The 12,300-nt window shown below is 64.5% G+C and carries 12 protein-coding genes; 3 read left to right on the top strand and 9 right to left on the bottom strand.

The genetic code is table 11. The features are described 5' to 3' along the window. The 3 genes from PZ895_RS08875 to maiA are packed head-to-tail and all read left to right on the top strand — an operon-like array spanning position 1 to position 3,498. On the top strand, positions 1 to 2,364 hold the full coding sequence (locus PZ895_RS08875; protein ID WP_275838661.1) for an aldehyde dehydrogenase family protein: 2,364 nt from the start codon (positions 1 to 3) through the stop codon (positions 2,362 to 2,364). A 16-nt stretch (positions 2,365 to 2,380) separates the two neighbouring features. After that, a complete protein-coding gene (gene hpaR, locus PZ895_RS08870) occupies positions 2,381 to 2,851 on the top strand; it encodes a homoprotocatechuate degradation operon regulator HpaR (protein WP_275838660.1) in 471 nt (156 codons plus the stop codon). Beyond that, positions 2,848 to 3,498 (top strand): maleylacetoacetate isomerase, encoded by a 651-nt coding sequence (maiA, locus tag PZ895_RS08865; protein WP_275838659.1) that lies wholly within the window; start codon positions 2,848 to 2,850, stop codon positions 3,496 to 3,498. Before hpaR ends, maiA begins: the two co-directional genes overlap by 4 nt. Positions 3,499 to 3,502: 4 nt before the next feature. Here maiA and PZ895_RS08860 read toward each other — a convergent pair whose 3' ends face one another. The 9 genes from PZ895_RS08860 to nuoN all read right to left on the bottom strand — a co-directional run bounded on the left by PZ895_RS08860 (position 3,503) and on the right by nuoN (position 12,288). Beyond that, complete coding sequence (locus PZ895_RS08860) at positions 3,503 to 3,643, bottom strand: hypothetical protein (RefSeq protein WP_275838658.1); 141 nt, start codon at positions 3,641 to 3,643, stop codon at positions 3,503 to 3,505. A 101-nt stretch (positions 3,644 to 3,744) separates the two neighbouring features. Continuing rightward, positions 3,745 to 4,434 carry an ABC transporter ATP-binding protein gene (locus PZ895_RS08855; protein WP_275838915.1) on the bottom strand — a complete coding sequence of 230 codons (690 nt, stop codon included), beginning with the start codon at positions 4,432 to 4,434 and terminating at the stop codon, positions 3,745 to 3,747. Further along, complete coding sequence (locus tag PZ895_RS08850) at positions 4,434 to 5,714, bottom strand: lipoprotein-releasing ABC transporter permease subunit (RefSeq protein ID WP_275838657.1); 1,281 nt, start codon at positions 5,712 to 5,714, stop codon at positions 4,434 to 4,436. The genes PZ895_RS08855 and PZ895_RS08850 overlap by 1 nt, the downstream gene beginning before the upstream one ends. After that, a complete protein-coding gene (gene proS / locus PZ895_RS08845) occupies positions 5,711 to 7,039 on the bottom strand; it encodes a proline--tRNA ligase (protein WP_275838656.1) in 1,329 nt (442 codons plus the stop codon). The genes PZ895_RS08850 and proS overlap by 4 nt, the downstream gene beginning before the upstream one ends. Positions 7,040 to 7,434: 395 nt before the next feature. Beyond that, positions 7,435 to 7,701, bottom strand: coding sequence for a DUF1467 family protein (locus PZ895_RS08840; protein WP_275838655.1), 267 nt, complete (start codon positions 7,699 to 7,701; stop codon positions 7,435 to 7,437). Between the two features lie 109 nt (positions 7,702 to 7,810). Next, on the bottom strand, positions 7,811 to 8,215 hold the full coding sequence (gene mce, locus PZ895_RS08835) for a methylmalonyl-CoA epimerase (RefSeq protein WP_275838654.1): 405 nt from the start codon (positions 8,213 to 8,215) through the stop codon (positions 7,811 to 7,813). A 119-nt stretch (positions 8,216 to 8,334) separates the two neighbouring features. Then, positions 8,335 to 10,005, bottom strand: coding sequence for a ribonuclease J (locus tag PZ895_RS08830; protein WP_275838653.1), 1,671 nt, complete (start codon positions 10,003 to 10,005; stop codon positions 8,335 to 8,337). Further along, entirely contained in the window at positions 10,005 to 10,847 is an 843-nt protein-coding gene (locus PZ895_RS08825) for a biotin--[acetyl-CoA-carboxylase] ligase (RefSeq protein WP_275838652.1), read from the bottom strand. Before PZ895_RS08825 ends, PZ895_RS08830 begins: the two co-directional genes overlap by 1 nt. A gap of 4 nt (positions 10,848 to 10,851) precedes the next feature. Beyond that, entirely contained in the window at positions 10,852 to 12,288 is a 1,437-nt protein-coding gene (gene nuoN / locus PZ895_RS08820) for an NADH-quinone oxidoreductase subunit NuoN (RefSeq protein WP_275838651.1), read from the bottom strand. Positions 12,289 to 12,300 lie beyond the last annotated feature (12 nt).

The following is a 12,300-nucleotide window of genomic DNA, read 5'->3' as shown; positions in this document are numbered from 1 at the left end:
GTGAACATTCTGGAACGCTACGACGCCATGGAATATGGCCCCGCCCCCGAATCCCGCTCGGAAGCCGACCGCTGGCTGGCCGCGCGCGATTTTGCCGCTTCTCTGTTCATCAACGGCGAATGGACGAGACCAGGCGCAAGCAAGACCTTCGAGACCCGCGAGCCCGCTTCGGGCAAGCTGCTCGCCACCCTCGGCGAGGCGGGCGCTGCCGACATCGACGCCGCCGTCTCGGCCGCCCGCAAGGCGCTGCCGAAATGGCAGGCGCTTTCGGGCTATGAGCGCGCACGCCATCTATATGCCATCGGCCGCGCCATGCAGCGCAATGCGCGGCTTTTCGCCGTGCTGGAATCGCTCGACAACGGCAAGCCGATCCGCGAGAGCCGCGACATCGACGTGCCGCTGGCGATCCGCCACTTCATCCATCATGCCGGCTGGGCACAGGCGCTCGACAAGGAATTTCCGGGCGACAAGGCCGTGGGTGTCGCGGGCCAGATCATCCCCTGGAACTTCCCCCTCCTGATGCTCGCCTGGAAGATCGCACCGGCGCTTGCCGCCGGCTGCACGGTGGTCCTGAAGCCGGCAGAGTTCACGCCGCTCACCGCTATCCTCTTCGCCGAAATCTGCGCCCGCGTCGGCCTGCCTAGGGGTGTGGTCAACATCGTCCAGGGCGGGCCGGAAGCCGGCGCCGCCATCGTCGATCACGCCGACATCGACAAGATCGCCTTCACCGGCTCGTCCGAAGTCGGCAAGATCATCCGCAAGGCGACCGCCGGAACGGGCAAGAAGCTGTCGCTCGAACTCGGCGGCAAGTCGGCCTTCATCGTCTTCGAGGATGCCGATCTCGATTCCGCCGTCGAAGGCCTCGTCGACGGCATCTGGTTCAACCAGGGCCAGGTCTGCTGCGCCGGCTCCCGCCTTCTCGTCCAGGAAGGTATCGCCGAGCGCTTCGTCGAGAAGGTGAAAGCGCGGATGACCAAGCTTCGCCTCGGCGATCCGCTCGACAAGAACACCGATATCGGCCCGCTGGTCGACAGGACGCAACTGGAGCGCGTGCGCAGGCTCGTCGCACAGGGCGCTGACGAGGGCGCGATCTGCTGGCAGCCGGACTGCGCGGTTCCGACCGAGGGCCATTACCATCTGCCGGTTCTCGCGACCAATCTCGCACCGGCCAACGTTCTGGCGCAGGAAGAGGTGTTCGGCCCGGTTCTCGCCGCGATGACCTTCCGCACCACCGACGAAGCGGTTTCGATCGCCAACAACACGCGCTACGGCCTGGCCGCCTCGGTCTGGAGCGAGAACATCAATCTCGCGCTCGACGCGGCGCCCAAGCTCAAGGCCGGCGTCGTCTGGATCAACGGCACCAACATGTTCGACGCCGCCTGCGGTTTCGGCGGCTACCGCGAAAGCGGTTTCGGCCGCGAAGGCGGACGCGAGGGCATGGCGGAATATCTTGCCGCGCCCATGGCAAAATCGGCCGATCTCGCGCCGGCCAAGGCCGTCGAACCCACCGCCGCCTCCGATGCGGCCGGCATCGACCGGACCGCGAAACTCTATATCGGCGGCAAGCAGGTTCGCCCCGACGGCGGCTATTCGATGCCGGTCACCGGCGCCAAGGGCCGTCTTGCCGGCGAAGTCGGCGTCGGCAGCCGCAAGGACGTCCGCGACGCCGTCTCCGCCGCCCATGCCGCGAAGGGCTGGGCATCCGCCACCGGCTACAACCGCGCGCAGGTGCTCTATTTCTTCGCCGAGAACCTCGACGCCCGCGCCGACGCATTCGCCGCCCGCATCGCGGATCTGACCGGCGCGTCCGCCCGTGCATCGCGCGCCGAGGTCGATCTGTCGGTCGAGCGTCTCTTCGCGCTTGCGGGACTTGCCGACAAGTATGAGGGCCGCGTCCACCAGCCCCCTGCCCGCGCGGTCACGCTGGCCCTGCACGAGCCGGTCGGCGTCATCGGCGTCGTCGCGTCCGACGACCATCCGCTCCTGGGCCTGATCTCGCTGATCGCGCCGGCACTGGCCATGGGCAACAGCGTCGTCGCCGTGCCGTCCGCCCGCCACGCGCTCGTCGCGACGGATCTCTACCAGGTCATGGAAACCTCCGACCTGCCGGCCGGCGCGGTCAACATCGTCACCGGCCCGGCCCGCGACCTCGCCAAGGTTCTCGCCATGCATGACGATGTCGATGGCCTGTGGGTGGTCGCCGACAAGGACGCCTGCCGCACGGCGGAAGCCGAATCCGTCGGCAATCTGAAACGCATCTGGACGTCGAACGGCAAGACCGTCGACTGGATGGCCCAGCCGCACGATCTTCTGTTGCCGCGCGCGGTCGAGGTGAAGAACGTCTGGGTTCCATATGGCGACTGAAACCGGGGGACGAGCGATGGGCGAAACGGAAAACGATGTCCTGGAAGACACGCTTTTGCCGCGCGATACGTCACGCTCGCTGCCACTCTCGCTCTTGCGCGCGCGCGAAGCCGTCATGGTGCGCTTTCGCCCGCTGCTGGCCGTCCATGACCTGACCGAGCAGCAATGGCGCGTCATCCGCATTCTCGGCGAAACGAGCCCGCTCGATGCGACCGAGGTGGCGGAGCGGGCGTGCGTGCTGGCGCCCAGCCTCACCCGCATCATCAAGTCGCTGGAAGAGCGCGGCATCATCCGGCGCGAGCGCGACCACGCGGATGCGCGGCGCACGCTTCTCAGCCTCAACCAGGCCGGGTTCGACCTGATCCGCGACGTGACCCCGCAAAGCATTGCGATCTACTCGGTTCTCGAAGCCCGCTACGGCCGCGAGAAGACGGAGCATCTGATCGACATGCTGAACGAACTGGCGGCGATGAAGGACGACACATGAGCCGCGTCGTCCTGCACAATTATTTCCGCTCGTCGACCTCCTATCGCGTGCGGATCGCGCTCAATCTCAAGGGCGTCGCCTATGACTATGTGGCGCACCATTTGAGACACGGCGAACATCGCGACGCGGCCTTCCTTGCGGTCAATCCGCAAGGTCTCGTTCCCGCGCTCGTCTGGACCGACGGAACGGTCGTCACCCAGTCGCTTGCAATCTGCGAGTTCCTCGACGAGGCGATCCGCGAACCCGCGCTCCTGCCCGCCGATGCGCCCGGCCGGGCGCGCGTCCGGGCGATTTCGCAGATGATCGCGTGCGAGATTCATCCGGTCAACAATCTTCGCGTTCTCAACGCTCTGAGGACGCGCTATGGCGCGGATGATTCGGGCGTCGCCGACTGGTTTCGTCATTGGGTGAACGAGACGTTCGCGCCGCTCGAAGAGATGCTGGCGAAAAGCCCCCATACCGGCCGCTTTTGCCATGGCGACGCGCCCGGCCTCGCCGATATCTGCCTTGTGGCGCAGGTTGCGAACAATGCGCGGTTCAATGTCGACATGACGCCCTACCCGACGATTGCGTGCATCCGAGATGCCTGCATGGAATTGCCGGCCTTCGCCGACGCGGCGCCGGCCAGGCAGCCCGACGCCGAATAGGTCGTCAATTGGTCGAACTTGCCGAAACCGGCGGATTGATCAGCGCCAGCCTTGCCTGCGGGTCCGCCTGCACATCGCCGAAGAAGTAAAACGATCCTGCCACGAGCGCGCCAATCAGCGCGGTGGAAATAAACCTGCCTGCCATTTTCTTATGTCCCGCTGGCGCCGAGGCGCCGTCCCTTCAGGGGACAAATGGCGTGGCGCGGGGATCGTTCCCGCGCGATGCACAATTTTTGCTGGCAAGGATCAGGAAATGACTTCGACGACCTTTCCCTCTGCCAGCGTGACGCGGCGGTCCATGCGGGCGGCGAGATCGTGATTGTGCGTGGCGATCAGCGCCGACAGCCCCGACTGGCGCACGAGCGCCTCCAGGGCGTCGAAAACATAGCCGGCCGTGGCAGGATCGAGATTGCCGGTCGGCTCGTCGGCGAGCAAAAGCCGCGGCGCGTTGGCCACCGCACGGGCGATCGCGACGCGCTGCTGCTCGCCGCCCGAAAGTTCGGCCGGACGATGCGATCCGCGATGTCCGATCTTCATGTAGTCGAGAAGCTGGACCGCACGCTCCGAAGCTTCCTTCGATTTCAGGCCGCGGACGAGTTGCGGCATCATGATGTTCTCAAGCGCCGAGAATTCGGGCAGGAGATGATGGAACTGATAGACGAAGCCGATCTCGTTGCGGCGGATCGCCGTGCGGTCGTCGTCCGACAACTGCCCGCACTCCTGGCCGTTCAGCACGACATCGCCGGCATTGGGCCGTTCGAGGAGGCCGGCCGTATGGAGCAGGGTCGATTTGCCGGCGCCAGAAGGCGCGACGAGCGCCACCATCTCGCCCTGGCTGATGGTAAAGTCCGCCCCCTTCAGGATGACGAGCTTGCCCGCCGCGTCCTCGTAGAAGCGCTCGACACCCTTGAGCTGCAATACGGTCTTTGCCGCCATCATTCGTACCTCAGCGCATCGACGGGATCGAGCTTGGCGGCCCGCCATGCGGGAAAGAGCGTCGCCAGAAACGACAGGGCCAGCGCCATCAGGACGACGGAAACCGTCTCGGCGATGTCCATGCGCGCCGGCAACTGACTCAGGAAATAGAGTTCGGGGTTGAAGATCGTCGTTCCCGACAGCCAGGAGAAGAACTGGCGGATCGATTCGACGTTGAGGCAGACGACCACGCCGAGAACGACGCCGGCGATCGTCCCGACCACGCCGATCGCCGCGCCCGTCATGAAGAAGATGCGCATCACCGCGCCGCTCGTCGCGCCCATCGTGCGCAGGATCGCGATGTCGCGGCCCTTGTCCTTCACCAGCATGAAAAGGCCCGAGATGATGTTGAGCGCCGCGACGAGCACGATCAGCGTCAGGATCATGAACATCACGTTGCGCTCGACCTGAAGCGCGGAAAAGAAGGTCTGGTTGCGCTGGCGCCAGTCGGTGAGGAAGACCGGCCGCATCGCCGCATCCTCGATGGCGGGGCGCAACTGGTCCACCGCGTCCGGGTTGTCGACGAATACCTCGATCGATTGCGCGACACCGTCCGAATTGAAGAAGAGCTGCGCTTCCTCGATCGGCATGAACACGACGGAAGCATCATATTCCGACATGCCGAGCTGGAAGATCGCAATCACCGGATAGGACTTGACGCGCGGCGTCGTACCGAACGGCGTCACGTCGCCATCGGCCGATGCGAAGGTGATCGGATCGCCGACGGTTATGCCGAGCGCCTCGGCCATGCGCGTGCCGATCGCCACGCCCTGATCGCCGGCATAGTTTTCGAGCGAGCCATTGACGATGTTGCCGGAGACGCTCTCCATCTTTGCAAGATCCTCGGCGCGAACGCCGCGGACCAGGGCGCCGGTTCCGGCGGTGCGGCGGCCCGAGGCCAGCACCTGCCCGTCGACATGCGGGATCGCATAGCGCACCCCGGCGATGCCGTTGAAGCGGGCTGCGATCTCCTCATAGTCGTCGAGCCCGGTTTCGATGGGCTGCACGACGAGGTGGCCGTTGATGCCGAGAATGCGGTCCAGCAGTTCGGCGCGGAAACCGTTCATCACCGCCATGACGATGATCAGCGTCGCCACTCCCAGCATGATGCCGATGAAGGAAATCATCGAGATGACGGAGATGACGGTCTCTTTCCGCTTCGAGCGCAGATAGCGCCACGCGACCATGCGCTCGAAGGCCGAAAACGGTCCCGCGCCCTTCTTCGACACCGCTTCGCTCATGCGGACGCCCCCAGTTCGCGCACGACCGCATCGAGTGAGACGGTGCGGCGCTCGCCGGTCTTGCGGTTCTTGATCTCGGCCTCGTTGGCGGCGACGCCGCGCGGCCCGACGATCACCTGCCAGGGCAGGCCGATCAGGTCGGCGGTGGCGAACTTGCCGCCGGCGCGGCTGTCCGTGTCGTCATAGAGCACGTCGCGGCCGGACGCGCCAAGTTCGGCGTAGAGCCGCTCGCAGGCCGCATCGCAGGACACGTCACCCGACTTCATGTTGATCAGCCCGACGTCGAAGGGCGCGACGGCTTCCGGCCAGATGATGCCGTTCTCGTCATGGCTCGCCTCGATGATGCCGGCGACAAGGCGCGACGGGCCGATGCCGTAGGAGCCCATGGAAACGAAATGCTCCTTGCCGTCCGGCCCCTGCACCTTGGCGCCCATGGGTTTCGAATATTTTTCGCCGAAGTGGAAGATGTGGCCGACCTCGATGCCGCGCGCGGCAAGCTTGTCGCCCTCGCCGACGGCACTCCACGCGCTCTCGTCGTGCATCTCCTCGGTTGCCGCATAGGGCGTCGTCCATTCCTGCACAATCGCGGCCATCGCCGCATCGTCGCGGAAATCGGTGTCCGCGCCCGGCACCGCAAGGTCGAGATACGCCTTGTCGCAGAAGACCTGGCTCTCACCCGTTTCGGCCAGGATGATGAATTCGTGGGACAGGTCTCCGCCGATCGGGCCGGTATCGGCACGCATCGGGATCGCCTTCATGCCGACGCGCGTGAAGGTGCGCAGATAGGAGACGAACATGCGATTATAGGCCGCCTTCGCGGCCTCATAATCGATGTCGAACGAATAGGCGTCCTTCATCAGGAACTCTCTGCTGCGCATGACGCCGAAGCGCGGGCGCACCTCGTCGCGGAATTTCCACTGGATATGGTAGAGATTGAGCGGCAGGTCCTTGTAGGACTTGACGTAGGAGCGGAAGATTTCCGTCACCATCTCCTCGTTGGTCGGGCCGTAGAGAAGGTCGCGGTTCTGGCGATCCTTGATGCGCAGCATCTCCTTGCCGTAGTCGTCGTAGCGGCCGCTTTCGCGCCAGAGTTCGGCGGACTGGATGGTCGGCATCAGGATCTCGTGCGCGCCGGCCCGGTCCTGCTCCTCGCGAATGATCGTGTTGACCTTTTCAAGGACACGCTTGCCCAGCGGCAGCCAGGAGAACGAGCCCTGCCCCTGCTGGCGGATCATGCCGGCACGCAGCATCAGCCGATGCGAGACGATTTCGGCCTCGCGGGGGTTTTCCTTGAGGATGGGGAGAAAGTACTGCGACAAACGCATCAAGGACGTCCATGAGAAGAGAGGGCGCGGAATCAACGGCTTTTAGGGCCGCGATTGCCCGCGCTTCATAGCCATTTCAAGGCCCCTTGAAAACCCGGCGCATGATGCGGCGCGACGCCGCCCGCCCCTGCCGGAATATTGTGCATTGCAGCACAAAATGAAGGCTTACAGAGCGAGATTTAAGGTGACATCGGTGCGACGATTGGTCTAGGCTCCCCCCATAACAGAGAAGGCGAGCAAATTATTTCGCTTTCCGACGCGGTCAAAGTCTTGGGAGGATGCGATCCTGGCGCGATTAACCCGCTGCCGCCTGTAACTGGAATGGATCGGACGCGTTCAAATTTGCAAGGCCTCGTGCCTTGCATTTTTTTTGAGCACAAAAATTAATCGGGATATCAGCTGCCGGGGCCGATGCGCGGAATGTCGTCGAAGCTCCAGCCATAGACCGACGTCGCGAGATAGAATCCGCCATAGATGATCGCCGATACGACCGTCGTGCGGATGACGGCCTTGCGCATATGCGAGCCCGCCGGTGCGCTCGACGTCGTGCCGAGCGTGACGTCGCCGTCTTCGTCCTGTGTGCGCACGCCCAGGGGCAGCATCGCGAACAGAACCGTCCACCAGATGATGAAATAGACCGCGAAAGCCGAAATCCAGTTCATGCGTCGTCCTCATGCGGATCACCGGTCCGCTCGCCCGTGATCTTCAGTGACGCTCCCCTACCGGAAATGCGCCCTTGCGCAAACGTGTCGCTTGGTCGCGATCTTGTCGTCAGACCTGTTCGAGTTCGACCAGCGTTCCCATGAAATCCTTGGGATGCAGGAAGATGACAGGTTTGCCGTGTGCGCCGATCTTCGGCTCGCCGTCGCCGAGCACCCGCGCACCCGACGCCTTCATCCGGTCGCGCGCGGCGATGATGTCCTCCACCTCGTAGCAAACGTGGTGCATCCCGCCGACCGGGTTCTTGTCGAGAAAGGTGCGAATGCTCGAGCCCTTGCCCAACGGCTCCAGAAGCTCGATCTTGGTGTTGCCGACATCGACGAAGACCACCGTCACGCCATGCTCGGGCAGCGCCTGCGGTTCCGACACTTTGCCGCCGAGCGTGTCGCGATAAAGCGCCGTCGCGGCGGCAAGGTCCGGCACGGCGAGGGCTACGTGGTTCAGGCGTCCAAGCATCGGCTCTCCCCTTGGTGAATGGTGAATGGTGAATGGTCGAACTGGAAGGGAACCATAGCGGTGTCAAGCACGCCGCTGGCTTCCATTCACCATTCACTATTCACCATTCACCGCGCGCCTCAGCGCGTCACAAACACCGTCACGATCGGCTTCTTCCCCCACGCGTCGTTGGCGGCCGAACGCACCGCGCGGCGCGCCGCCTCGGACACCATGTCGAGATCCTTGCGGCGCTGGCGGGGAATGCTTTCGACAGCGCTTATGGCCGCATCCAGCATGATGTCCTCCAGCAGTTCGCCCTTCGCATCGCTCTCGGCGACGCCGATGGCAACGATGTCGGGCTCGCCGGCCATCTCGTAGCGGTCATCGAGAACGACGTTGAGGACGACATGACCGGCAAAGGCCAGCTTGCGCCGGTCGCGCACGCCGACTTCCTGTTCGGTTCCGATGATGCGGCCATCCTTCATCAGGCGACCGAACGGCACCGTTCCGACGATTTCGGCCGCGCCGGGCGCCAGGCGGATCATGTCGCCATTGCGCACCTGCGCGACCTCGGGAATGCCGGCGCCGGCGCCGAGCGAACCCTGGGCCACCAGATGCGCGGCCTCGCCATGGACCGGCACGAGAATGCGCGGCTTGATCCAGGAATACATCTTCAAAAGCTCGCTGCGGCGCGGATGGCCCGAGACATGGACCAGCGCATCGCCGTCCTCGATGATCTTGATGCCCTGCTCGATGAGTTGGTTCTTGATTTCGAGGATCGCCTTCTCGTTGCCGGGAATGACGCGCGAGGAGAAGATCACCGTATCTCCCGCCGTCAGCGCGACATGTTTCATCTCGTCGCGCGCGAGCTTGGCGAGGGCGGCGCGCGGCTCGCCCTGGCTGCCGGTACAGAGCACGACGACATTCTCGCGCGGGATGTAGCCGTAATCCTCTTCCTGGAGGAAGGGCGGCAGGCCGTCGAGATAGCCGAGTTCGCCGGCCACATCGATGACGCGCTTCAGCGAGCGACCGAGGACGAGCACCTGGCGACCCGTGTCGCGCGCCGCCTCGGCGATCGACCGAATGCGCCCGACATTCGACGAGAAGGTGGTGATCGCCACGCGGCCCACGGACTTCTCGATGACGCCGCGAATGCCGGCGCTGACCGCCTGCTCGGAGGGCGACTCGCCCTCGCGCATGGCGTTGGTGGAATCGCAGATCAGCGCCGTCACGCCCTCTTCGCCGATCTGTCGGAAGCGGTTCTCGTCGGTCATCGGCGGCAGGTTCGGCGCCGGATCGAGCTTCCAGTCACCCGTATGGACGACGGTGCCAAGCGGCGTGCGGATCGCCAGCGACACCGGTTCGGGGATCGAATGCGTGACCGCAATCGCCTCGATCTCGAACGGGCCGACCTTGAACCTCTCGCCGGCCTTGTAGACGTTGACCGGCGGCTTGACCCGCACATTGTCCGATATGCGCTTGGCTTCCAGCATCCCGGCGGAAAACGGCGTCATCCAGACCGGGGCCTTCAGTTTGGGCCATTTGTCGAGCAGCGCGCCGTAGTGATCCTCATGCGCGTGCGTGATGACGATGCCGCGCAGCCGGTCGATCTCGCCTTCGATGAAGCGCGTGTCCGGCAGCACGAGGTCGACGCCCGGCAGCGTCGGGTCGGGAAAGGTCACGCCGACATCCACTACGATCCATTCGCGCTTCGCCGCCGGCCCGAAACCGTAGAGCGCGAAGTTCATCCCGATTTCACCGACCCCGCCAAGTGGGCAGAAAACGAGCTCGTTCCTATCGTCCGTGGCCATCAATCTCCAGCTTTCCCGTCCAGGCTTGCGGATGCGACGGCGCCGAAATGAACGTCACCGGCCGCGATCCTGATTATGTTTCCGTCATTTTCCCGGATGACGAACCGGCATTCCTCATCGATCGTCTCGAAGCGGCCGCGCACGACGCGTCCGTCCGCGCGCACCGCCACTTCCGATCCGAGGCCCGCCGCCCTGGCGAGCCATTTGTTCCTGATTGCGTCGAGGCCGCGTCCATCGCGCCACAAACGCTCATTGTCGATCCACGCATCCGACAGCGCCAGAAACAGGGTTTCGGCGTTACAGTCCGCGCCGAGTTCCTTCAGCGATGTCGCCGGATAGGGCACGTCCTGCGGAAAGGTCACGACATTGACGCCGATGCCAACCACCAGCGCAAAGCGCTCGGCGTCCAGCATGGCCGATTCGAGCAGGATACCCGAAAGCTTGGCGCCATGCGCGAGAACGTCGTTCGGCCATTTGAGCTCGAAGCGCCCCCTGCCCGCGGTCGATCCTCCATTGACGTCGATGTCGATTCGCGCCTGCGGCACTACCGCCTCCAGCGCGTCCGAAAGCGCAAGCCCGGCGACGAAACCAAGCGCTGCGGCCTTTCCGAGTGGCACATCGGGCGTCAGCAGCAGCGAGGCGGCAAGGTTCCCGCGTTGTGTCTGCCAAGGTCGACCGCGCCGGCCGCGCCCTGCAAGCTGGTGGTCGGAGACGAACCATGTCCGCCCCTGCCCCCCGGCCTTGGCCCGTTCCAGTGCCTCGGCATTGGTTGACCCGACCGTGTCGAAGACTTCCAGACCGTAACCGGCAGCGACGGCCGAAGGCGCGAGAGCGAACGCCATCCGGTCAGAAGAAGCTGCGCGCGGCGGCCTCGGCCATCGAGCCGATCGGGCCGCCGATCAGCACATAGAAGAGAACGAACGCACCCGATGCGCCGAGAACGAGACGCAGTTCGCCCGCCATCGGCACGAAGCCGCCGGCCGGCTCGTCGAACCACATCAGCTTGATGATCCGCAGATAGTAATAGGCGCCGACGACCGAGGCGATGACGCCGATGATCGCAAGCGGATAGAGCTGCGCTTCGATCGCGGCGAGGAAGACGTACCATTTGCCCCAGAAACCGGCGAGCGGCGGAATGCCGGCGAGCGAGAACATCAGGATCGTCAGGACCGTCGCCATGACCGGATTGGTCGAGGAAAGGCCCGCCAGTTCGTCGATCTGCTCGACATGCCCGTCCTTGCGGCGCATGGCGAGAATGAAGGCGAAGGTTCCGAGCGTCATCGCCAGATAGATCAGCATGTAGATCGCGACGCCGCGCACACCGGCCTCGCTGTTGGCCGCAAGGCCGACAAGCGCGAAGCCCATATGCGCGATCGAGGAATAGGCCATCAGGCGCTTGATGTTGCGCTGGCCGATCGCGGCGAAGGCGCCGAGCGCCATCGAGGCGATCGCGATGAAAACGATGATCTGCTGCCAGTCCGGCGCGACCGGCTGGAATGCGCCGACCGTCACGCGGACCAGAAGCGCCATGGCGGCGATCTTCGGCGCGGCGGCGAAGAAGGCCGTCACCGGCGTCGGTGCGCCCTCATAGACGTCCGGCGTCCACATGTGGAACGGCACGGCCGAGATCTTGAACGCGAGGCCGGCGAGGACGAAGACCAGCCCGAAGACGAGCCCGAGCGAGCGTTCGCCGCCTGCCAGAACTGCTGCGATCTCGTTGAAGCCGGTATTGCCCGTGTAGCCGTAGACCAGCGAGATGCCGTAGAGCAGCATTCCCGAGGACAGCGCGCCAAGGACGAAATATTTCAGGCCCGCCTCGGTCGAGCGCACATTGTCGCGATTGAAGGCGGCGACGACGTAGAGCGCCAGCGACTGCAATTCGAGGCCCATATAGAGCGTCAGCATGTCGTTGGCCGACACCATGACCATCATGCCGAGCGTCGCCAGCATGATCAGGACCGGATATTCGAACTTGTCGAACTTCTCCGCCTTGGCGAAGCCGACCGACATGACGAGCGTCACCACCGCGCCGATGATCGTCAGCACCTTCATGAAGCGGGAGAACGGATCGGCGACGAACGCGCCGGCGAAGCCTTGGCCATAGTCCGAAAAGAGCAGCATCCATGCGCCGACGCCGATCAGCACTGCGACGGCGAGGCCCGTCACGGTCATGTTGGCGCGCGGCCCCGAAAAGACGCCGATCATCAGGAGAGCCATGGCGGCGACCGCCATGATGATCTCCGGCGTGACGAGGGCGAGGCTCTGGGACAGGTCTAGGGTCATGGTCTTTTCCGC

This window comes from Mesorhizobium sp. YIM 152430 (assembly GCF_029210365.1).
Classification (GTDB): Bacteria; Pseudomonadota; Alphaproteobacteria; order Rhizobiales; family Rhizobiaceae; genus Aliihoeflea.
The sequence above is the reverse complement of the archived record's forward strand: the minus strand, read 5'-3'. Positions and strand labels throughout refer to the sequence as shown.